Source organism: Elioraea sp. (assembly GCF_022842375.1).
Classification (GTDB): Bacteria; Pseudomonadota; Alphaproteobacteria; order Acetobacterales; family Acetobacteraceae; genus Elioraea_A.
The window spans coordinates 197,409-217,256 of sequence record NZ_JALHPR010000003.1 but is presented as its reverse complement, the minus strand read 5'-3'; the positions used below and the strand labels follow the sequence as shown (position 1 = coordinate 217,256).

Genomic DNA, 19,848 nt, shown 5'->3' with positions numbered 1-19,848 from the left:
TGCGACGGATGGTCATCGCCACCTCCCCGGTCATGGTTGCGAGAGAGGAAGGGTAGGCCCTTCACGAAACATTCGTCAAACATGCGCAACGATTGTGCGGGTTGCCTATGCGACAGGCAGCGGAATGAAAACGCCGGTGTTCAGGCGCGGCGGCGTCGCGCGGCCATCAGCCCTGCGAGGGCAAGACCGAAAAGGGCGAGGCTGGCCGGTTCCGGGACGGGGGTGGCGCCGCCATTCCCGCCTCCGCCGGCGAATGGGCCGTTGAAACTGAGGCCGGTGGTATTGAAGAAGGGGCTGATATCGGTCGGCGAGAAAACGAACGGCCCCTCGGCGTTGTTGGCCAGCAGGTCGTCGAAGGTGGCGTAGGTCCGGAAGCCGACCTCGTTGCCGCCTTCCGCATCGACGTTTCGCTCGAACATCATGGTGTAGCGGATGCCGTCATAGGTGAGGCCGGTGGTATCGAAGAACGGGCTGATATCGGTCGGCGAGAAAACGAACGGCCCCTCGGCGTTGTTGGCCAGCAGGTCGTCGAAGGTGGCGTAGGTCCGGAAGCCGACCTCGTTGCCGCCTTCCGCATCGACGTTCCGCTCGAACATCATGATGTAGCGGCTGCCGTCATAGGTGAGGCCGGTGGTATTGAAGACGGGACTGACATCGGTTGGCGAGAAAACGAAGTCCCCCGCGTTGGTGTTGGCCAGCAGGTCGTCGAAGGTGGGATAGGTCCGGAAGCCGACCTCGTTGCCACCTTCCGCATCGATGTTCCGCTCGAACATCAAGATGAAGCGGCTGCCGTCATAGGTGAGGCCGGTGGTATTGAAGACGGGGCTGACATCGGTTGGCGAGAAAATGAACGGCCCCGCGTTGGTGTTGGCCAGCAGGTCGTCAAAGGTGGGATAGGTCCGGAAGCCGACCTCGTTGCCGCCTTCCGCATCGATGTTCCGCTCGAACATGATGGTGTAGCTGGCATGGGCTGGAGAGCACAGCAGGGCCGCGCCGAGGATGAGAGCAATGCGCTTTGTCACGGGTCCGTCTCCGATACAACTCCAGCGAGCACCGCAAGCCGTTCTCAGCCGCAGACGCCCAATGACGTTCATGTACCATTGTTGATCGTACAGCGAAACAATTGCGAGCTCGTGCTGGCGCAAACGTGTCCATCATCGCGGACACTGACTGCGATCGTCTTCGCCAGCACGCGCCGACATGTCGCTCAGGCCGGCGGAACGAACCCGCCAGGCCACGGCAGGTCGGGGCGTGCGGTGCGCAGGCGTGCCCAGGCGCCGCGGCCCATACGATCGGCCTGCGCAACGACATCCGCCTCGTCGAGGGTCAGCACGCGCCCCTCCCTCATCACCCAGGCGCCATCGACCATCACGGCATCGACGTCGCCGGCCTGGCCCTGGTGAACGAAGGTGGAGACGGGGCGCATCAGCGGCACGAGATGCGCGCGATCGGTGCGCACCATGATGAGGTCGGCGCGGTTGCCCTCGGCGAGCCAGCCGCCATCGGGAACGCCAAGTGCCGCATAGCCGTTGCGCGTGGCCCAGCGCAGCGCCTGTTCCGGCGTCGGGTTGCGCCCGTCCTGGCGGCGGATGCGCTCCATGAACAGGCCCGTGCGCATCACCTCGACCATGTCCTCTGCCATGTTGTCGCTGCCCATCGCGATGGTGCAGCCGGCCTGTTCGAGATCATGGATGCGCGGCGAGAGGCCACGGCGCGCGGCGATGGCCGAGTTGAACGCCACCGTCGCACCGGTCGAGCCGAGCAGGCGCTCCTCTTCGCACGTCATGCAGCGGCAATGCGCGCACACCACGCGCTCGTTGAGGAAGCCATTGTCGGCGAGATACTGCGTCGGCAGCCGCCCGCGCGTGGCCTTCACCGCTTCCACCTCGCCCCATACCTGGTTGAGGTGGATGGTCGAGAGGCAGTCGAGCGAGGATTGCAGGTCGGTCAGCCGGCGCAGCAGGCCGGGCGAGCACATGTCGGGCGCCCAGGCGGCGATGCCGACGGCGATCCGCCCGCTTTCCCTGCCGTGCCAGGCCGCGTGCAGGTCACTGATCCGCTGCATGCCGTCATCGGCGAGCGCATCCGACACCTCGAAGGGAAGCTGGTCGCCGATCGAGCCCTTCGCCTTGTCCCACGCACGCTCGGCCAGCACGTAGCGCAGGCCCGATTGCGCCATCAGCGATGCGTACGCCGCGATCCGCGCGCCATCCTCGAGCACCAGCGTGGTGCCTGACCGGATCGCCTCGACGGCGCCCACCGTGCAGATCGCGGCGTTCTCCTCCACCGAGAGCTCCGGCACCGGGATGGGCGAGAGGCCGGAGTAGAAGGGCGGTTTGTGCGGGGGCGAGAGGTCCTCGTAGATGCCGCGGGCGATGATCAGGCTGAAATGCGTGTGGGTATTGGCGAAGCCCGGCATCACCATGTGGCGCCGGCCGTCGACGACATCGGCGTTGGGGAAGCGCGCGCGCACCTCCGCCGTCGGCCCGATCGCGGCGATGCGCGGTCCCTCGATCGCGATCGCCGCGTCGGCGAGGACGCGGTCATCGTCATCGACGGTCGCGATGATGGTGTTGGCGATGATGGTCGTCATGGCGGCCTCCCCGGTGCGTGCGTCAGGCGAAACGTTCCGGCCATGCTCCCGCGCGGGCGGGGCGAGGGCAAGGGAGCACCCGCCGCGCTGGCGAGCCCGAGCGCGAGGCCTATGCCCAGTGGGTGACGGATGGGTGGGACGCCTTCGTGCGCGGGGGCGAGGGCAGCAACGGCACACAATGCGGCCCCGTGATTGCGTGTGCGGTCTGGTGACTGAATCCGGTGATTGAATCTGGCGGTCGAATCTGGCGGTCGAATCTGGCGACCGCATCTCGCGATTGGAGCGAGGCGAGGGGAAAGCACGGGCCGCCTGCCGGCATGCAAAAGGGGCGGCAGCCTGCGCCACCGCCCCTCACGCGTATCGCGGCCTCGCGCCGCGCAGACCCCCGGGATGGTCCCCGACCGATGGTCGGAGTGAGAGGATTCGAACCTCCGGCCCCTGCGTCCCGAACACGCGGTGTTGCGTGTCGCATCAAGGCGTTGTGTGCTTTCCGGCGGTCTGCGGGGGCACGGTGCGAGGCCGATCAGCGGCCGGCGTCGGTTCATCTGCACCGCCGGTCACTGTGTGTCACGCCTCCAGCGCCCGGGCGGCGCCGCGGAGGAAATCGGGGCTGAACTTCGCGTAGACACGTTCTGTCACGCGGCTGTCGGTGTGGCCCAGGAACGCCGCGATCTGCGCCATCGGCACGCCGGCCTCGGCCATCCAGACGGCTGCCGTGTGCCGGAACACGTGCGGCGTGATCCATGGCATGCCGGCCCGCGCCGCCGCACGGCGCAGGGCGCCCTTCACCGACGCGATCGGCTCGCCGCCGTACTCGACGACATAGGGGCTCGTGCGCGCGTCGTGCGCGGCCTCGAGCGCGGCGCGGAGGGAATCGGTCATCGGCACAGTCGCGCGGCCCTTGCGGCGCTGCTCGCCGAGGCCGAGGCGAATCAGCCCGCGCTCAAAATCCACCCGATCCCAGGTCAGCTCGATGATGGCGCCGGCGCGGCCGCCGGTGGCGAGCGCGAGCTGCGCGAATAGGCGGAGATGCGGCGTCTCGCACGCGGCGAGCAGCTCCGCGTACTGCGCGCGGCTCATGTGCCGATCGCGCGGCGGCGGCTTCGGCGGCAGCGCCACCTCGGCCGGCGGGCAGAGCTTGCAATACCGCAGCGCGGCGCGGAGGAAGGTGAGCTCCGTCCAGGTGGTGCCGGCGGTCGCGCCGGCCTTGGCGCGGGCGCGGGCGTAGGTGCGGCAGGCGGCCGGGGTGACGGCGGTCGGGGCCAGGTGGCCGAAATGCGGCGCTAGGCGCAGCCAGGCCCAGATGGCGCGGGGTGTGCCCTTCTCGGCCCGGTAGCGCTCCCATGCCTCAGCCACGGTGGCGATCTCCTCGGTGCTCGGCCCTGAAGCGGCGAAGGCCGCCAGCGCCCTTAGCGCGGCGCCACGATCAGCGGTGCGGAGCGCGCGGCGGCGGGTCTCGCCGGCCTCTGACCAGACGGCGTACCATCGCCCCCTGTAGAGCTTGAGCCTGGGCTCGTCTCCCCGCCGCTGCCCCACGCATCCCCCCGCTCAAATGCCTCGACGGCCGTGGCGGGTATCCTGTACTGCCCGCGCCCGATCGTGAAGTGCCGCAGGCGGCCCTGGCGGCAGAGGGAGCGGACGAAGCCGGGGCTGCACCGCCAGCGATCGCCGAGGGTCACCGGCGTGAAGGGGGGCGGGGTGTCAGGCATCGCGGCGGCGCTCCTCGCGCGCGGCGCGCTCAATGTCGTCGGCGGCCTGCGATGCAGTGAAGCAGGCGATGGCGGCAGCGACCGGCGCTGTCGTCGCATAGAGAATCGCCAGCCCGCCGCGTGTTTCCGGTGCAAGCGCCGGGAGGCGCAGCGGCCAGGCATAGTCCCCAGTGCCGAGCGTGGTGGCCACGTAGAACAGCGCCGCGTGCGCGATGAGCGCGACGGCCGTGTAGGGCGCGTGGAAGAGGTAGATTCTCTGCTCGGTGGTCAGGCTGTCAGGCATCGGGCGCCTCGATGCGCTTAAAATCGACCGCGACAACCCACGGGTTTGCGTCCCAGGCCACGGGGCCGTGAAGGCTGTTCCATAGATTGGCGAATGCACTGACGTGCGGCCTGAACACGACGCCGCGCCCGACCGCCGTCATAAGCGCAGCAGCGGTTGGCGGCTCCTCGCTTGGCGTAACACCCTCCGCCCGCGCATCGTCCTCGCTGATGTCGTGCAGCCGCTCGACGCGCACGGCGGTGACGCGGAGGGTGATGCGCGACGCCCAGCGGGGCATGTGGATGGAAGGGCGCCAGCGGGGCTTGCCGCTGCGGTCGAAATCGCAGCGGTAGTAGGCGGCCATGTCACCGTCGGCAGGATCAACCGTCTTCGGCAGCGCATAAGCCGAGCGCGGCAGATGCGCCCACGCCTCGCGCACCCAGAGCGTGTCGCCTTTGCCGAACGGAGATCGAACCGCCGTGTAGGGGCCGCCTTTCGGGTGATCGAATGCAAGCCATGTGTCGTCGCCGCCGTCGCCACGACCGCTCACGCGCGCGGCTGTGCAGACGGAAAGGTCGGCGCCCCACTCCGCGATCTGCTTCCGGCTCGGCTTGACGATCCGCCGCGTCTGCGTCTTCCGGTTCTTGAGAATTGCGCGGACCATCGGCGCGCTGAAGATGATCGGGCGCTCACTCATGCCGCCCTCGCGACGGTCAGCCTGGCGCGAGGCGCTCCACGCAGCGCGCGTTGCGAGGCAGGCGCCAGGCGCGGCTCTGTGGCGCGGCGCGGGCGTGCGCGATCGCTTCCTCGCAGGCGGCAAGCGAGCGGAACGGGCCGATCTCGCGAACCTCGCCGGCGGCCGTCGTCCACACCAGGAAGAACAGGACGACCACCAGTCGCCTCCGCGCTCAAATGAGCCGCGCTCATAGCGGAACGATCCGTGGTTGTCATGGGCGGAGGCTCCAGATCAGGCCTGTGTTGGCGATGATGTAGCCGGCGAGGATCATCGCCGCCGGGGCGTTGCCGCGCGCTGCCTCGATGATCGCTTGCGCGAGGTAGAGGGCCGTGACCAGCCAGAGGGCGAGGGTTGTCATCTGCCCGCTTCCTTCTGCGCGAGCGCCTTGATGGCGGCGCCGGCGCGCTCGTGCGCCTCGGCGAACAGCATCAGCAGAACCCAACGATCGCGCGGCTTGACCTCCTTCGCTGCGTAGGTCGCGCTCTCGATGAACCGCGCCACCACGTGATCGAGGCCGCTGGCGTAGCCGGTCCTCTCGCTGCGCTCGCTCATGCCGCCACCTCGCCGGCCTTGGCCATGCGGGCAAGCTCGGGCTGGGGAATGGCGCCGATCGGGTGGCGCACCAGCCGGAAGGCGGGCAGGCCGAGGCGGAGGCGCAGCTCGTTCGCTTGCGCCGCGATCAGCTCGAGCGTCAGGCCATCGGGCACCGGGCCGCCACCGTTCGCGGCCAGCCAGGCGCGGATGGTGCCGATGTCAGCGTCGGCCACCTCGGCGCTCGCGGCCTCCTCCGCCAGCTGGCGCTCGACCGGGCTGGTCAGCCGCACCGCGCGGGCGGGGCCGCGCAGGGTGGGGTCGTCCTTGATCTTGTCGTAGACGCGCTGCGTGGTGAACCCGTACCGATCGGCGATCAGCCGCACAGCCTCGGCCTTCGGCAGCGTGCGGACTGCGCGGCGGAGCTCCTCGATCTGATCTTCGGTCCAGCGCGCGAAACGGCGGGGCGGCTCGGCAGGCGCGTTGATGGCGAACGCGCGCGGCGGGGCAGCGGGTGCCGCGCGCGGCAACTCACAAGCAATGCTTGATGGTTCACTCTCGGTCAACGCGGCGAGCTCTTCCGCGAGCGGCTCGTCGGCGTCGGGCTCCTCCGGCTCCTCGGCCTGCTCGGCCTCGGCGGGTGGCGGCTCCTCGCCATAGTCGGGGCTGACGATCGCCAGCGCTGCCTCGGTCGCACCAGCAAGGCCCCGCAGGAAACCTGCGGCGTCGACGGGGTCGCAGTCCTCGACCTGGTCGGCGGCCCAGCGCAGGGCTTCGGCGCGGGCGCGGAGGGTGATGAGGCCGCTCATGTCGGGAACTCCTTGTGCTCGCGGCCGTCGAGGAGGGCGCCGGTCTGCGACTTGCGCAGGTGCACCGACCACGATCCGTCAGGCCACCAATGCAGCCCGCCCTGACCGTCACTGCCGCCGCCGGTGAAGTCGTCCAGCACGAGGCGGCCGTTCGGCAGATGTTGATCCTCGTGCGCCCACGCGCCCCATTGCTTGAAGAAGAACGGCACGCCGGCGGCCGCGCACTGGTCGCGCAGGCTCCGGGCCCAGTCCGGGTGCATCGGCCGCGCGCCTGGGCCGCTCTCGCCGCCGACGATCACCCAGTCGAGGCGGTGATCGCGATAAGGGCCGTCGCCGCTGTTGCTGTAGCGACCGTCCTCCTCGAACAGACGATATGTGTCGCCGGTGGCAAGACAATCGAACGCCCATCCGCTATCTTCCGGAGTGTGCTGCGGAGCGGCAATGCGATCCAGATCAACAGGCCCCAGCAGTGGCTCCGCGCTGATGAACCGCTTCGCCGCTGGCGTCTGCAGCAGCGGCGGGATGCGAGCATCGGCCGTCGCCTGGTCCTCGACGCTGACGCCCAACCACACGTTCGCGAGCCGCCACGGCCCATGGTCGGCAGGGCGGCTCTTGAAGTACCGGACCATGCGCTCCGGGCGCTTCGTCAGGATCTGGAACGTGTGCTGCGGCGCCAGCCCCATCACCGCGAACACACTGTCGATGATGGCCTCGTCAACGGCCTCGTGGAACAGGTCGGACATCGAGTTGACGAAGATCCTGCGCGGCTTCTTCCACCTTGTCGGCTCGCCCATCAGCTCCTTGACGGAGCGAACCCGGCCCGTCCACCGCGCCTCGCTTGTGCCGTCGGGGTGGGTGACGCGTCCGGCCAGGCCCTCGTAGGGCTGGCCGGGGCCGGAGAAGCGGGCGGCGAGCGTCTCGGCGTAGCAGTGGCGGCAGCCCTCCGACACGCGGGTGCAGCCGCGCACGGGGTTCCACGTCGCGTCAGTCCACTCGATGCCGGTGCCGTCGCTCATGCTGCCACCGATGCGTGCTTCTGCGGGCACTCGAGGTAGTGGCAGCGCTCGTGGGGCAGGGGCTTGCTGCGCATGGTGCAGGCAGTCGTCGCGACGGGCAGTGGTTCCGGCTCGGCAACACTTGAGTCGTCGCGCCCCTCAACCGTGCTCGGCAGGTCGAGCGCCTCGGCCAAAGCTGCGGCGCGACGCCGATGGGCCGTCGAGTATGTGCCGGCCTCGAGCGCGGCGAGATGCGCCCGCGCGGCGGTGTCGTCCTCGTCGTCGTTCTCGAGGTTGGTGTCGATCACCAGCCACGCCGGGAGCTCGACGCCGAGGAGGCGGCGCAGCAGCATCACCGCTGGGCTGTGCGCCGTCGTCTCGCGGCCCCATTCCGGCATCGGCTCGATTTCGCGCGCGATGTACCGAACAATCTCGCGCGTCGCGCAGGCTGGCATGGTCGACAGCAGGAGGAAAAGCTCGGCCGGGTTGCGCGCCTCGATGTCGGCCCTGACCTTGGCGGAGTCGAGCATCTGCGCCTCGCGTCGCTTCTGGTTCTCGGCGCGCTCCTGCTCCCATTTGTCGTGCAACGCCTTGCCGGCGGGCTGGCCGTTCTCCACCGCCCCAACGACGTTCTCAAACTCGCTGATGGAGCCGTCGCTGCTGTCGATGACGATCAGCGTCACCGCCCGCTTCTTCTCCGCCGCAGTGCCGGCAACCTTCCAGCCGTCGCGGTAGTGGCCGGCGCAGCGGCGCCACGCGCGCGGCATCAGCACGACGCGGCCCCGGATCCGCACGCGGTCACGCGGATCGGGATCGTCGAGCGGGACGGCGGAATGCTCGGCCTGCCAGCGGAGGCGGCTCATGCGCGCTGCCCTGGCCGCCGATAGCCGATGATCTCCGGGAAAAAGTCTATGCCATCAGACCGCCCGCGCTCACCGGCTGGCGACACTGCGCCGTAGAGCCGCTTCAGCGCGCGTCTCTCGACGCGAGCGTTCCACGCGCGCGCAAGTCGATAGATCATGTCGCGTGCGGATGGTTTCTTTCGCGCGCCCTCCTGCATGCCGCTGTTGCGCAGCGTCAGCGCTGGATCGCCATCCGTCAGGCGCTGACCCGTCGCGATCTCGTGCATGAACTCCGAGGCGACGGCTTCGTCCGCTTCAGTGAACATCGTGAACAGCGCCACCGATGCACCGCGCGGCAAGCTGAACCGACGCAGCCGTGCCCGGCCGACGTTGTCCAGTGCTGCGCTGATGCCGGGATGCGCGCTCAGAACATCATCGGCGACGCCGGCGGAGAAACCGGGCGTCTTATAGGCGAGCGTGGGATTCTTTCCGAGATCGTAAGCCCAGAGAAACCGCAGAGCCGCCGTGCCGCTGTTCGCGTCGGCGCCATCCGAGAAGTGCCCTTTCATGACGGATAGCTGCGCGATGGTGCGAGGCGCGCCTGTGTCGATCACGTCAAACTGAACACGCGGTTGATTGAAGAACACTGCAGTGACAAGGGGAACGCCGCTCAAAAAGCACGCCCAGAGGCGGTGCTGACCATCGAAAAGCAGGCCCTTCTCGTCGCATGCCAGCCCCTGGTGCGTGACCTGCCACCGCCCGGCGCGCATCTCGGCGACGTACCCGTCGACGGCCTTCTGGTTGATTGGGCGCTGGGTGGGCTGGTGCTCAAGAATTGCCTTGGCCTGCTCCGGCGTGATCGTCACCACGGCGTTCCACGGTGTGCTTGAAACACGCTGTTTTAGGATCGCTTCGATCCTCATGGCGCGGCCTCCGTCGCGAGGGCGCTGAGGAAGGCCGACACCATCGCGACCTCCTGGGGTGGGAGGTGCATCCGGTGTTCCGCCAGCAGCGCGCGGAACGCCGTGGCGCTGCCGAGCGTCGGCACCAGGTTTGCGCCCGTGCGAAGCCAGAGGGTGAACTGTGTGCATTCGGGTGGCCTCCGTGCGATCGAGGGAATGGCGTCGAGGATGCGGCGGCGCGACGGCGCGCGACGCTCGCGCGTGGCGGCGGCGACTTCGGCGCGAATGCGCGGCTCGCCCATGGCGGCAAGCTTCTTCATCTCGGCCGCGCGCTGGCGCGGAATGCCGATGTCGGGAAGGGTGGCCGGAGAAGTGTCCGCGGCTCGGACACTTACTGGGCGGCCCGCTTGCTGCGTCGCCACCTCGCCCCGCTCCTGCGCGGCCTTCAGCTCCGCGCCGATGCGCGCCTCGGCCAGCAGCACCACAAGCTGGCACTGGTTCTGCGCCTCGACGGCGGCCTTCATCTTGCGCGTGTAGAGGCTGAACGCCTCGGCCGCGTTGCGCAGGCCCATGACCTCTTCCACGTCGCGCGCGTCGCCCAGGCGCTGGATGGCGTCGTCGCACAGCATCATGATCCGTGCGTCGCGCGTCGCTGCTGGGAGCGACGCTAGCTCGGGCGTTGGCGCCAGTGCCGTCATGCGTGCACCTCGTCGCTGTACAGCGGCGCCAGCTCGCACGGCATGCGGATGGCATCCTGGCCGAGCGGCGCGCCGGGGCGGCTGACGGTGACCCAGATCGCACGGTCACCAATTCCGACGGTGACGCCGTGCGCGATGACGACGCCGCCGCGCTTCAGGTCACGCCAGTATGAGCCGGAGGTAAAACGATGCGCAACGGGGTGGGCCTGTCGCTGCCGCGCCTCAGCGATCGCCGACTCGTGCGCCGCCTGCACGCGCATCGCGCGCGAGGCGAGGCCGGGCATGGGGATGATGGCGGCGGTCATGACAGCACCTGCGCAACCCAGCCGCCGATCAGCAGCGAGACGCCAAACAAAAGCATCCCGAGCGAAGCGACCATGCCCTCCTTGGCCTTGTCGCGCGGAAAGCCGCAGAGCAAGGCAGCTAAGGTCAGCAGCAGAGCAATCACGACCAGCGCGATGATTGTCCCGCCAAGCCCGAAGAACAGCGCGCTCATCGCGGCCCTCCCGTCACCCAGCCGACAACGTCGATCGCCACCATCACCGCGAGGGTGGCGATGATGCCGACGACGAGGGCGACCATCATGGTGGCGAAGCCCAGCGCGGCGTTGGCGGCGAAGTCGCGCGCCAGCGTCCGCCACACCGCGCTGCGGCTGCGCGGGGCGGCCGCGATGCTCGCCGCTGGGCGCTCGGGGTGCGCGATCGGCGGAAGGTCACCGTCGTCGAGCCGGTGCAGGCCGGCGCGGCGGGGCGGCCAGGTGTCGGGGTGCATGGTCATTGGCATCATCCTGGGTTCGACACGGCGGCGACCGCGAGCAGCAGCAGCAACGCAGCGCCGATCGCGTAGACGATGGCCGCGCAGATCCGCTCGCCGCGGCTGGTGAGCCGCGCGCGGGGGGCGCGGTCACGCTCGCGCCTCATGCCGGCACCCGTTCGGTCTGCGGGGTGAGCGCGTTGGCGAGGCGCTCGGTCGCGACGGAGAGGTCGACCTCGGCGATCGTCGCGTGACGGCCGCCGGTCACGCGCGCGTACCAGCGGGCCTGGTGCAGCTGGTCAACGATCAGCTTGAGATCGTCCTCGCTGAGCACGCCGCTCCGGTGGCTCGCCTTCAGGCTGCACACCAGGCTGTCGAGCGCTGGCGGCAGCGGAAGCTGTGCGACGATGGGGCTCATGGCGCACCCCACTCGCCGCCGCCGCTCTCGCTGCCGGCGCCGCCGTCGAGGCTCTCGACGACGATGCATGTCGGGTGCTCGCGGAGGCAGTCAGGCTCGGTCGTGGCGACGCCGCAGCCGGCGAGCAGCAGCACGGCGGCGACGATGAGCGCGAGGCCGGCAGCGTCGACGATCTCGCCGGCGAGTGTGAGGGCGCGGGTCATGCCGCACCGCCGGCCGGCTTCGCCGGCTTCGGGCGGACGATGCGGCGGTCGACGGTGATCGGCGTGTCGACGTTGTCGTCCAGATCGTGCTGCGCCCGATCGATGACCGGGCGGAGCTTCTCCAGCACCTCGGCTTGATCAAACGGATCAGCGGGCAGCGGGACGATGATCGTCACGCGAAGCTCGGGCTGCGGTGGCGGCTGGGATGAGGTGGTGTCTGGCATCGGTGCCCCCATGGCCGGCGGGATGCCGGCGGGGGCTAGCTTCTACAAATCGTGGAACAGACGCAACAGAAATCTACGACCCGTAGAAAATCAGTGACCCTTTGATGGCACGATCCGGGTCGGAATCGGCGCCTCGTCATGCAGCGTGTAGCGCCTGGCCCGTGGAGCCGGTGGGTGGGCCACGTCTTCCGCCAGCGCGCGCTTGCGCGCAATGCGCGGAGCAGGTGGCGGCGATTGAACGCGCTGGTCGTGCAGGATCAGATCGTCCGGCAGGTTGGCGACGATGCCGCGGTAGATGTAGTCCAGCGACACTTCGTAGAGCTCGGCGAGCTTGCCCGCCTCCTCGCCGCCGATGAGGTTCTGGCCGCTCTCGTAGCCGTAGACAGTCTTGTCGGACACCCCGAGGTACTCAGCCAGGAACTCGACCGACTTCCCGTAGAACGTGCGGAGCGCGCGTAGCCTGCGCCCGACGGCCTTGTTGTAGGCAGGATATTCGCGTCCGCTCATGGGCAGACGTTGTGCCTGGAGCGCTGGAAGCGCCCCCCGTTTATCGTGGTGCTTGCAAAGTTCTATGGAACGTAGAATGCTACGGTCCATGGACGTGCGCACGGCAATCGATCGGCTTGGGGGTCCCTCCGTTGTGGCGGAGCGGGTCCGCGCCAACGTCAAGCAGGTCTGGGCCTGGGGCTCGCGCGACAGCGTTCCGGCCGAGTTCCAGGTGCCCTTCTGGGAAGCTTGCAAGGCGGCCGGCGTCAATTGGGCGCCGCCGCGTTCCGGCGGGCTCACGCTCGCCCCCGCGGGGGCGGCCTAGCCATGGGCGGTGCCGCTACGTGCTGCCACCAGATCGGTGGCCCACGCTTCGATGGCAGCGGTCGTAGCCAGAACCTCGCCCGTCTCTTCGTCCTGCAGTTCCGCGATTCGGTCGAGGCGAAAGCTGCGGGATGCACGGCGGTCGTGGCAGCGCCCATTGATGTGTGTCGCCGCGCCGTCGCGGCCGAGCACGTTGCGGACGGTGACGCGGCGGTCAGTCTCCGCTCCGTTCGCGTCACGATAGTGCATCGCGACGCGATGCGTGAGGCCGCTGGCCAGCGCCGGGGGAAGCGAGCGTGCAGAGCGCTTCCGATGCGGCCGCTCTCGCGGCGCATCGATCATGGCCTGAAGGTCGGGGCGGCGGACGACGATCTGGTCCAGCAAGTCTTCGAGAAACGCAGCGGGAAGAACGAGCGCTTTCTTGCTGCCATCAGGCTGCACTGCGTGAATCGTGATGCTTGGCTCGCCGAAGTCCAGCGCGGCGTCGGCAACGTCGGCGAGTTCGGCGATGTCCTCCGGTGCCATGGCGTCGAGCAGCTCGACCGCGAGCTCGGTGAAGGTCTTCGGCGGTGGGGCGACCGGCTGCTGCGCGATGCGATGGTGCGGGCTGTCGGCGGGTGGTGCGTGCGGCTCCTCCGCCCGCGGGCGGAATGCGAGCCAAGCTCCAACGATGACGACGACCATCGCGCTCATCAGAAGCCATTCGTTCATCGCTCAGCCCTCCGCCGGGCACGTGGCCCAGATCTCGAACTGCACCGGGGCGCTGTCGATCAGCTCGGGCGGAAGGCGGCGCTGGCGCTCCTCGTCGATGCGCAGGCGCTGGCAGCCGGTGGCGTTGCGCAGCACCGCGATCCGGTCCTCCGGCCGGCGCATGTCCCAGATGCCGGTGTGATCCCACACGCCCTTGAGCGTCGCGCGGTACGTGCCAGGGCGCTCGCCGGGCGTGACGGCCAGCTGGCCGCGTTCGCGCAGTGCCGCGGCGGTGTGCGGGTCGGCCGCCGTGCATGCGGCGAGGGCGAGGGTGAGGGCGGCAATGAGTGGTCGCATCAGATTCTCCCCGGTTCCGATGCGCCGATCATGGCGAACGGCGTTCGTGCCGTCATCCGAAACCGTTTCGTAGGGACGATGATATGAGGATCCCCGACTGGCTGCGGCGGGCGCTGCTGCGCCGGCTGAACGCAATGGCCGCGCGGCGCGTGGCGGATTTCGTCATCGGGGGTGAGGAGAACCCGTACCTGCTGCGCTGGTGGGTGATCCCGCGGAACCGGTGGTTCAACGTGTACTTCCACCACTTCCGCCGCAGCGACGATGACCGCGCGCTGCATGACCATCCGTGGTGGTCGATCTCCGTCATCCTCCACGGGCCTGGATACCGCGAGCACCTGGCTGACGGCTCGGCGCCGTGGCGGCGGTGCGGCGCGGTGATCGCGCGCGGGGCCACGGCTGCGCATCGCGTCGAACTGCTGCTCGACGAGGGTTTCGAGCTGCCGGTGTGGACGCTGTTCATCACTGGGCCGCGGGTGCGCGAGTGGGGCTTCTGGTGCCCGCAGGGCTGGCGGCACTGGCGGGAGTTCACCGATAAGACGGGCTCACGCGTCGGGCGGGGGTGCGAGTGATGCCCGCCGCGATCAAGACGGCGCTGCGCGTGCTGATCCGCGAGATCGGCGGGGTCGAGGCGGCGGCCTCGGTTGTCGGGCGGGCCGTGTCGCGGGTGAGCGACTGGCAGAACCACGCCAAGCCGAACGACCTGCCGAGCCTCGACCAGGTGCTCGCGCTCGAAGCCGTGGCACCGCGGCCCCGCATCACCGAGGCGATGGCGCGCGCGGCCGGCTGGCGCCTCGAGGCGGTAGGGCAGGGCGATGTCGCGCCGGCCTCGGTCGTCACCGCGGCGGGTCGGCTGATGCAGGCGGGCGGGCAGGTCGCAGTCGAGGTTGGTGCGGCGATCGCCGATGGTTCGCTGACAGAGGTCGAACGCATCGGCATCGCAACACGCGCCGTTGCCACCCGCGACGAGTGCGACGCCGTGCTCGCCGCCCTGGCGGGAGACCAGGCGTGAGCGGCAAGGGCGAGCATCCGCTGCTCGCGGAGATCAAGGCGCTGCGCATGCAGGGCCTCACGTTCAAGCAAGTCGGCGACCGTCTGGGCAAGACGAAGAACCAGATCATCGGCATCTGGAACCGCGCCGGCCTGCAGAACCCGATCCGCAACCCCGTCAAGCGCTCGCCGATGCCGCGCGGCAACCTTCCCACGCGACCCCCGCGGTCGCGACCAGCTCCGGCGCGCACCCTCGCGCCTGAGGCACGGCAGACCATCGCCGTGCAGTGTCTGACGTCATCATCGACGTCTCTCCCGGATGTTCCACGCGCGGCGGCCTCCCCCGGCGCCGCGCCACCTGCGCCCGCGACGGAAAGCCTCCCCAGGCCCTTCCCGTCGCGGGCGGCTTTTTCCGGCGGGCCCGGGCGATGCTGCGCCTGGCCGATCGGGCATCCGAAGGAGGCAGGGTTCCGATTCTGCGACCCGCCGCTGCCTGTCGGCGCGCAGGGCAGCTACTGCCCGTCGCACCACGCCATCGCCTACACCCGCCGCCCGCTGCGTGACGAGGTGGCGGCGTGAGCAACCGCACCGATCCGCTCGCGGGCCTCGGGTTGCGCGTGCCGCCGGCGAACCTGGAGGCGGAGCAGGCGCTGCTCGGCGCGCTGCTCGCCAGCAACCGGGCGTTCGATCGCGTGTCGGACATCCTGAAGCCGGAACACTTCGCCGACGCGGTGCACGGGCGGATCTATCGCGACATCGCGCGGCTGATCGACCAGGGCCGGCCCGTCTCTGCCGTCACGCTGAAGGCCGAGTATGACAACGCCGGCGCGCTCGAGGAGGTCGGCGGGGCGGCGTACCTGGCGCAGCTCGTCGCGGCGATGGTGGGCATCGTCAACGTCGGCGAGTACGCCGCCGTCATCCGCGATTGCTGGGTGCGGCGGCAGCTCGTCGACCTCGGCGAGCAGGTGGTCAACGCCGCGCACGACCCGGAGGGCGTGGCCGCCGCGGCGCAGATCGAGAAGGCTGAGGAGGTGCTATTCGCGCTCGGCTCGCAGGGTGGTGCGGCGCGGCCGCTGCTGCCGATCGGCGATGCGGTGTCGGACGCGATCGGCGCGGCGGAGGAGGCGGCGCGGCGTGGTGACGGGCTGGTGGGTGTCACCACCGGCTACGCCGCGCTGGATCGGATGACTGCGGGGTGGCGCAAGGGGCAGCTGATCGTGCTCGCCGGGCGTCCGAGCATGGGCAAGACGGCGATCGCCGTCGGCTGTGCGGCGCGTGCGGCGGCGGCGGGACATCGCGTGCTGTTCATCTCGATCGAGATGCCGGCGGTCGAGCTCGCCGGGCGGCTGGTGGCGGCGGTCGCTGGGTTCGATTCGCAGGTGATGGTGCGCGGGCGGATGCCGGCCGAGGATGGGCGCGGCGATGGCGACGGGTTCCGCGCGCTGACGCAGGGCGAGGCGCGGCGGCTGGTCGATGCGCAGGCCGAGATCGCGAAGCTGCCGCTGATGATCGATGACGCGCCGACCGCCAGCGTGGCGGCGATCCGCACCGCCGCCAGGCGCGCGATGCGCAAGGGCGGGGTTGACCTCCTGGTCGTCGATTACTTGGGCAAGGTGCAGGCGACCGACGAGACGCGGCGGATGCACAGCCGCGTGCACGAGGTCAGCGAGATCGCGCGCGACATGAAGGCGACGGCCAAGGCGCTCGGCATCCCCGTGCTGCTGCTGTCGCAGCTCAACCGCGGCGTCGAGGCGCGGGAGGACAAGCGGCCGGGGATGAGCGACCTCCGCGACAGCGGCGAGATCGAGCAGGAGGCCGACGTCGTTCTGTTCCTGCACAGAGAACACTATTACCTCGCCCGCTCGCGCCCGGTGCGCACGGGCAAGGAGAAAAGCGAGCAGTTCGAGGAGCGCGAGCGGCAGTGGCACGAGGCCGTGCTGCGCGAGCAGGGGCGGGCCGAGGTGATCATCGCCAAGCAGCGCGGCGGGCGCATCGGCCCGTGCCGGCTGCGCTTCGCCGATGCGCTGACCTGGTTCACCGACGAGAGCGAACACGGCGGCTACAGCGATGCGATCCCGCACGCGCTCGGGCCGCAGAGGAGGATGGGCGCGTGAGCCTGCGCGTGCTTGACCTCTTCAGCGGCGTTGGTGGCTTCTCGCTCGGCCTTGAGGCGTGCGGGATGGAGACGGTGGCGTTCTGCGAGCGCGACCCCTACGCGAGCGCCGTGCTGCGGCATTGGTGGCCCGGCGTGCCGGTGTTTTCGGATGTGACGAGGCTGTCGGCGCGGGCGCTGGCGGCGCGGGGCGTGCCGGCGCCTGACCTGATCTGTGGCGGGTTCCCGTGCCAGCCCTACAGCGTGGCCGGTCCGCAAATGGGAGAGAACGATGAGCGCCATCTCTGGCCGGAATTCGCAAGGCTGGTCGCCGAGCTCAGACCCCGATGGGTGCTTGGTGAGAACGTTCCTGGCATCCGAGGCATCGCGGCTGACGCGGTGCTCGCTGACCTGGAAGCGAGCGGCTACGCCTGCTGGCCGCTCGTGGTGGGTGCTGCGCATGCCGCCGCGCCGCATCCGCGCCAGCGTGTGTGGTTCCTTGCCTGCCGGCTGTCCGACGCCGACAGCGCGCGACTGGAAGTCGGGCGCTCAAGCGACACAGGAGGAGCGAGGCCGCACCGCGGGGCCGACGCTGTCAGAGTGGGCTGGTGGACAACTGAACCCGATGTGGGTCGAGTGGTTGCAGGGATTCCCTATCGGGTGGACCGCCTGCGGTGTCTCGGCAACGCAGTCGTCCCTGCCGTTGTAGCGATGATCGGCCGCACGATCCTGCGGCTCGAGGCGCTACGCCGTGCGGACGATGCCGGCAGCGTCGACGGCCAGCCCCTGCGCGGCGAGCGCGGCGCGGATGGCGTCGAGCCCTTCGTTGCTGCTGAAGCTGTTCGAAAGGGTGCCATCGGGCCGGAACAGCGCGAGGCGCTCGGGCCGGTCGTTGCGGCGGGCGATGTAGCCGACAGCGTCGGCGGGGATGATGCGATGTGTCATGGCGGCAGCCTGGCGTTGTGCAACGAAGCAGTCAACAGGGAAACGATCATATGAGCAACGAAATCGCGGCCGATCGGCTGCGTTCGCTCGTCGAGCGGATCGAGCGGCTCGAGGAAGAGCGCAAGGCGCTCGCTGGCGACATCAAAGACATCTACGCCGAGGCGAAGTCGGCCGGGTTCGATACCAAGGTGCTGCGCGGGACCGTCGCGGATCGGAAGCGCGACCAGGACGAGCTGCGCGAGGCGGAGGCGCTGCGCGATCTGTACCGCCGCGCGCTCGGCATGCTCGGCGACACGCCACTCGGCGAGGCGGCGGTCGCGACCGCGAGCAAGCGTCGCGCGCCTGCCTCCGCTCACTGAGAAACCCACGGAACCAAACGGAGCGCGATCATGCCCCGCCGCTGCCTCGCTGACCGCCTGCTGCACATGACCGAGACCGATCCGCGGCTGATGCTCGCCGGGCCGGCGGCGTGCCACGTGTTCGTTCGCCTCATGCGCCTTGCCGCCGTGATGGGTTCCGATGGGTTTCTCGCGTTCGGTTCCGCGATCCGAAACCTCAAGGAGGTTTCCATCGCGGTTGCCATCAACGAAACCGAACTGGAAACCCACGTCGAAACCCTCGTCGCGCGTGGCGTGCTCGTCCGCGAGGGCGACGTGCTGGCGTGCCCGCCGCTGCGGGAGGCAGGGCGGAAATCGGCGGCTGCCCGCGCAAATGGCGGCCTCGGCGGGCGCCCGCGCAAGGGTGAGAGGCCGGAGGATGCGCGCGCCAGGCGGCAGGGTGAGATCATGCTGCCGATCGCGGGCGGGAAACCCACGGGAACCGAAACCGGAACCCTCTCGCGGGCGACTGCTGCTGCTTCTTCTTCTGAAGAGCTAAGCAACAAGCAAGCAAGCAAGCCGCGCGAGGAAGCCACGACGCTGATGCAGCTCGGCCGTGCCGTGCTCGATGCCGCCCTGATCGATGACGCGAAGTGGATGGGCGATTTCCGCGCCGTGTCGGGCTGGCTGGCGATGGGGCTCGATGCCGAGACGATCCTCGCCACGGTTCAGCGCGTGGCGGGGCGGAGCACGTACACCGCGCCGCGGAGCCTCGGCTACTTTACCGAGGCGATGAAGGACGCGGCGTCAGCGCTTGTGCCGGTGCCGCCGAAGGCTGAACCGGCGTGGATGTCGCACCCGGACTATCCGGCCTGGCGCGCGGCGATGGATGCCTACCACGGCTACGGGCCGGGGCCGGTGATGTCGGCCTCGCTGGCCTCGGCAAGGGCGCAGGGGCGCGGCGAAGCGAGGGCGGCATGAGCGTGAAGCGGCCGATCCAGATCGCGAGCCTGCTGGAATGGACCTATCGCCGGCAGCGGGCGGATGTGGTGATCGACAGGGGAATCGGGTTGCATCTCCAGGAACGCGAGATGATGGGCGTCGAGCCATGTGCGCGGGCAAGCGATGCGCGGGTAGCGGCGATCGCAGAGCTTGGCGTGCGCGTCGATGGTGGCGGGATGGCAGCGACGGATTGCCACCCGGATGCCGAGGTGATCCATCACGTCGTGTCGTCGCTCGATGACAGGCAGCAGGGGATCAGGCTGTCGGCCCTGCTGATCCAGCACGCCAAGGCAGCGACACGGCCGCCTGCAGAGGTGCTGCCTCGTGCTGTGCCGCAGTTGAACATCCGGGGCAAGCCGCTGGTGGTGCATGAGGTCAACGACAAGGGTCGGAACTATGGGCACTGCCCGATCACGTGGGGGCCAAGCCTCGCGTACATCGCGGCTGTCGAGGCTGAGCATGCGCGGTGGGTGAGTGGGCTGCGGCTGGTGACGTTGGCGCTGCACCTGGCAGCACGGCTCACGCTGTGGCATCCGATCCCGCCCGAGGTGGATTGTGCTTGACGTCGTAAGCAAAGTGGTTGACAAGCGACCGCAGCGATACGTGCGCCTGTAGTGCCACATCGCCCCCCGACATTCCGACCAGCAGGATCACCGTCGCGAGCCGAGAAGGATCGGGAACGCGGGTCGGCTGCATCGCGTGGATACGATGCGGCGTGGCGCAGGCTTCGGCTCGCGGTTCTGGCTGAAGAGCCACTGTGCCGCATGTGCTGTGAGGCTGGGCGGGTCGCGCCGGCGCGCGATGTCGACCACATCGATGGTGATGCGAGGAACAACGCGCGGTCGAACTTGAGGCCGCTGTGCCACTCGTGCCATTCGGCCAGGACGGCCCGCGATCAGTCATTCGGCAGGCGCATAGGCTGACGCGCCGCATGCGCCCGAAGCAGTGCGTCGGGCGCAGGGGTGGGGGGGGT

General features: G+C 69.5%; 32 protein-coding genes and 1 pseudogene. 10 read left to right on the top strand and 23 right to left on the bottom strand.

What is annotated here, in order from left to right:
* Positions 1-140 precede the first annotated feature (140 nt).
* From Q0C38_RS04485 to Q0C38_RS04385, 21 genes are all read right to left on the bottom strand, one after another.
* Positions 141-1,094, bottom strand: a complete 954-nt coding sequence (locus Q0C38_RS04485) for a PEP-CTERM sorting domain-containing protein (protein ID WP_291295862.1) — start codon at positions 1,092-1,094, stop codon at positions 141-143.
* Between the two features lie 113 nt (positions 1,095-1,207).
* Positions 1,208-2,593, bottom strand: coding sequence for an amidohydrolase family protein (locus tag Q0C38_RS04480; RefSeq protein ID WP_291295861.1), 1,386 nt, complete (start codon positions 2,591-2,593; stop codon positions 1,208-1,210).
* Positions 2,594-3,160: 567 nt separating this feature from the next.
* Positions 3,161-4,129 (bottom strand): site-specific integrase, encoded by a 969-nt coding sequence (locus Q0C38_RS04475; RefSeq protein WP_291295860.1) that lies wholly within the window; start codon positions 4,127-4,129, stop codon positions 3,161-3,163.
* A 165-nt stretch (positions 4,130-4,294) separates the two neighbouring features.
* Positions 4,295-4,585: a hypothetical protein gene (locus tag Q0C38_RS04470; protein WP_291295859.1), complete on the bottom strand. Its 291-nt coding sequence runs from the start codon at positions 4,583-4,585 to the stop codon at positions 4,295-4,297.
* Positions 4,578-5,261 (bottom strand): hypothetical protein, encoded by a 684-nt coding sequence (locus Q0C38_RS04465; RefSeq protein WP_291295858.1) that lies wholly within the window; start codon positions 5,259-5,261, stop codon positions 4,578-4,580. The genes Q0C38_RS04470 and Q0C38_RS04465 overlap by 8 nt, the downstream gene beginning before the upstream one ends.
* Positions 5,262-5,277: 16 nt before the next feature.
* The gene (locus tag Q0C38_RS04460) at positions 5,278-5,457 is read right to left on the bottom strand and encodes a hypothetical protein (RefSeq protein ID WP_291295857.1); all 180 of its coding nucleotides are present in this window, start codon (positions 5,455-5,457) and stop codon (positions 5,278-5,280) included.
* A gap of 54 nt (positions 5,458-5,511) precedes the next feature.
* The gene (locus Q0C38_RS04455; protein ID WP_291295856.1) at positions 5,512-5,658 is read right to left on the bottom strand and encodes a hypothetical protein; all 147 of its coding nucleotides are present in this window, start codon (positions 5,656-5,658) and stop codon (positions 5,512-5,514) included.
* Positions 5,655-5,852: a hypothetical protein gene (locus tag Q0C38_RS04450; protein ID WP_291295855.1), complete on the bottom strand. Its 198-nt coding sequence runs from the start codon at positions 5,850-5,852 to the stop codon at positions 5,655-5,657. The genes Q0C38_RS04455 and Q0C38_RS04450 overlap by 4 nt, the downstream gene beginning before the upstream one ends.
* On the bottom strand, positions 5,849-6,640 hold the full coding sequence (locus tag Q0C38_RS04445; RefSeq protein WP_291295854.1) for a hypothetical protein: 792 nt from the start codon (positions 6,638-6,640) through the stop codon (positions 5,849-5,851). Before Q0C38_RS04445 ends, Q0C38_RS04450 begins: the two co-directional genes overlap by 4 nt.
* A complete protein-coding gene (locus Q0C38_RS04440; protein ID WP_291295853.1) occupies positions 6,637-7,656 on the bottom strand; it encodes a DUF5131 family protein in 1,020 nt (339 codons plus the stop codon). The genes Q0C38_RS04445 and Q0C38_RS04440 overlap by 4 nt, the downstream gene beginning before the upstream one ends.
* Positions 7,653-8,498, bottom strand: coding sequence for a hypothetical protein (locus Q0C38_RS04435; RefSeq protein WP_291295852.1), 846 nt, complete (start codon positions 8,496-8,498; stop codon positions 7,653-7,655). Before Q0C38_RS04435 ends, Q0C38_RS04440 begins: the two co-directional genes overlap by 4 nt.
* Positions 8,495-9,400: a hypothetical protein gene (locus Q0C38_RS04430; RefSeq protein ID WP_291295851.1), complete on the bottom strand. Its 906-nt coding sequence runs from the start codon at positions 9,398-9,400 to the stop codon at positions 8,495-8,497. The genes Q0C38_RS04435 and Q0C38_RS04430 overlap by 4 nt, the downstream gene beginning before the upstream one ends.
* Positions 9,397-10,077 carry a hypothetical protein gene (locus tag Q0C38_RS04425; protein ID WP_291295850.1) on the bottom strand — a complete coding sequence of 227 codons (681 nt, stop codon included), beginning with the start codon at positions 10,075-10,077 and terminating at the stop codon, positions 9,397-9,399. The genes Q0C38_RS04430 and Q0C38_RS04425 overlap by 4 nt, the downstream gene beginning before the upstream one ends.
* Positions 10,074-10,382, bottom strand: a complete 309-nt coding sequence (locus Q0C38_RS04420) for a hypothetical protein (RefSeq protein ID WP_291295849.1) — start codon at positions 10,380-10,382, stop codon at positions 10,074-10,076. The genes Q0C38_RS04425 and Q0C38_RS04420 overlap by 4 nt, the downstream gene beginning before the upstream one ends.
* Positions 10,379-10,573: a hypothetical protein gene (locus Q0C38_RS04415; RefSeq protein WP_291295848.1), complete on the bottom strand. Its 195-nt coding sequence runs from the start codon at positions 10,571-10,573 to the stop codon at positions 10,379-10,381. Before Q0C38_RS04415 ends, Q0C38_RS04420 begins: the two co-directional genes overlap by 4 nt.
* Positions 10,570-10,854 carry a hypothetical protein gene (locus Q0C38_RS04410; RefSeq protein ID WP_291295847.1) on the bottom strand — a complete coding sequence of 95 codons (285 nt, stop codon included), beginning with the start codon at positions 10,852-10,854 and terminating at the stop codon, positions 10,570-10,572. The genes Q0C38_RS04415 and Q0C38_RS04410 overlap by 4 nt, the downstream gene beginning before the upstream one ends.
* A gap of 5 nt (positions 10,855-10,859) precedes the next feature.
* Positions 10,860-10,997, bottom strand: a complete 138-nt coding sequence (locus tag Q0C38_RS04405) for a hypothetical protein (RefSeq protein WP_291295846.1) — start codon at positions 10,995-10,997, stop codon at positions 10,860-10,862.
* Complete coding sequence (locus Q0C38_RS04400) at positions 10,994-11,248, bottom strand: hypothetical protein (RefSeq protein WP_291295845.1); 255 nt, start codon at positions 11,246-11,248, stop codon at positions 10,994-10,996. The genes Q0C38_RS04405 and Q0C38_RS04400 overlap by 4 nt, the downstream gene beginning before the upstream one ends.
* Positions 11,245-11,451, bottom strand: a complete 207-nt coding sequence (locus Q0C38_RS04395; protein WP_291295844.1) for a hypothetical protein — start codon at positions 11,449-11,451, stop codon at positions 11,245-11,247. The genes Q0C38_RS04400 and Q0C38_RS04395 overlap by 4 nt, the downstream gene beginning before the upstream one ends.
* The gene (locus Q0C38_RS04390; protein WP_291295843.1) at positions 11,448-11,627 is read right to left on the bottom strand and encodes a hypothetical protein; all 180 of its coding nucleotides are present in this window, start codon (positions 11,625-11,627) and stop codon (positions 11,448-11,450) included. The genes Q0C38_RS04395 and Q0C38_RS04390 overlap by 4 nt, the downstream gene beginning before the upstream one ends.
* A gap of 138 nt (positions 11,628-11,765) precedes the next feature.
* Positions 11,766-12,182: a helix-turn-helix domain-containing protein gene (locus tag Q0C38_RS04385; RefSeq protein ID WP_291295842.1), complete on the bottom strand. Its 417-nt coding sequence runs from the start codon at positions 12,180-12,182 to the stop codon at positions 11,766-11,768.
* Between the two features lie 88 nt (positions 12,183-12,270).
* Here Q0C38_RS04385 and Q0C38_RS04380 point away from each other — a divergent pair, with 88 nt between their 5' ends.
* Positions 12,271-12,486: a hypothetical protein gene (locus Q0C38_RS04380; RefSeq protein ID WP_291295841.1), complete on the top strand. Its 216-nt coding sequence runs from the start codon at positions 12,271-12,273 to the stop codon at positions 12,484-12,486.
* On the opposite strand, the gene Q0C38_RS04375 is transcribed toward Q0C38_RS04380, so the two are convergent.
* Positions 12,483-13,178, bottom strand: coding sequence for a WYL domain-containing protein (locus Q0C38_RS04375; protein WP_291295840.1), 696 nt, complete (start codon positions 13,176-13,178; stop codon positions 12,483-12,485). The two genes, Q0C38_RS04380 and Q0C38_RS04375, sit on opposite strands and share 4 nt — an antisense overlap.
* Positions 13,179-13,199: 21 nt before the next feature.
* Positions 13,200-13,532 (bottom strand): hypothetical protein, encoded by a 333-nt coding sequence (locus tag Q0C38_RS04370; RefSeq protein WP_291295839.1) that lies wholly within the window; start codon positions 13,530-13,532, stop codon positions 13,200-13,202.
* An 83-nt stretch (positions 13,533-13,615) separates the two neighbouring features.
* On the opposite strand from Q0C38_RS04370, the gene Q0C38_RS04365 reads away from it, so the two are divergent.
* The 9 genes and pseudogenes from Q0C38_RS04365 to Q0C38_RS04325 all read left to right on the top strand — a co-directional run bounded on the left by Q0C38_RS04365 (position 13,616) and on the right by Q0C38_RS04325 (position 19,798).
* Positions 13,616-14,101: a hypothetical protein gene (locus Q0C38_RS04365; RefSeq protein ID WP_291295838.1), complete on the top strand. Its 486-nt coding sequence runs from the start codon at positions 13,616-13,618 to the stop codon at positions 14,099-14,101.
* Positions 14,101-14,541: a hypothetical protein gene (locus Q0C38_RS04360; RefSeq protein ID WP_291295837.1), complete on the top strand. Its 441-nt coding sequence runs from the start codon at positions 14,101-14,103 to the stop codon at positions 14,539-14,541. Before Q0C38_RS04365 ends, Q0C38_RS04360 begins: the two co-directional genes overlap by 1 nt.
* Positions 14,538-15,098 carry a GcrA family cell cycle regulator gene (locus tag Q0C38_RS04355; protein ID WP_291295836.1) on the top strand — a complete coding sequence of 187 codons (561 nt, stop codon included), beginning with the start codon at positions 14,538-14,540 and terminating at the stop codon, positions 15,096-15,098. The genes Q0C38_RS04360 and Q0C38_RS04355 overlap by 4 nt, the downstream gene beginning before the upstream one ends.
* Positions 15,095-16,633 (top strand): replicative DNA helicase, encoded by a 1,539-nt coding sequence (gene dnaB, locus Q0C38_RS04350; RefSeq protein WP_291295835.1) that lies wholly within the window; start codon positions 15,095-15,097, stop codon positions 16,631-16,633. The genes Q0C38_RS04355 and dnaB overlap by 4 nt, the downstream gene beginning before the upstream one ends.
* Positions 16,630-17,610: a DNA cytosine methyltransferase gene (locus Q0C38_RS04345; protein ID WP_291295834.1), complete on the top strand. Its 981-nt coding sequence runs from the start codon at positions 16,630-16,632 to the stop codon at positions 17,608-17,610. The genes dnaB and Q0C38_RS04345 overlap by 4 nt, the downstream gene beginning before the upstream one ends.
* Positions 17,607-17,840: pseudogene (locus Q0C38_RS04340) on the top strand (DUF2312 domain-containing protein); the annotation flags it as partial. The gene Q0C38_RS04345 and the pseudogene Q0C38_RS04340, both read left to right, overlap by 4 nt.
* 141 nt (positions 17,841-17,981) lie before the next feature.
* Positions 17,982-18,854, top strand: coding sequence for a hypothetical protein (locus Q0C38_RS04335; RefSeq protein ID WP_291295833.1), 873 nt, complete (start codon positions 17,982-17,984; stop codon positions 18,852-18,854).
* On the top strand, positions 18,851-19,438 hold the full coding sequence (locus Q0C38_RS04330) for a hypothetical protein (RefSeq protein WP_291295832.1): 588 nt from the start codon (positions 18,851-18,853) through the stop codon (positions 19,436-19,438). The genes Q0C38_RS04335 and Q0C38_RS04330 overlap by 4 nt, the downstream gene beginning before the upstream one ends.
* 201 nt (positions 19,439-19,639) lie before the next feature.
* The gene (locus tag Q0C38_RS04325) at positions 19,640-19,798 is read left to right on the top strand and encodes an HNH endonuclease signature motif containing protein (RefSeq protein WP_291295831.1); all 159 of its coding nucleotides are present in this window, start codon (positions 19,640-19,642) and stop codon (positions 19,796-19,798) included.
* The last annotated feature ends 50 nt before the right edge of the window (positions 19,799-19,848 follow it).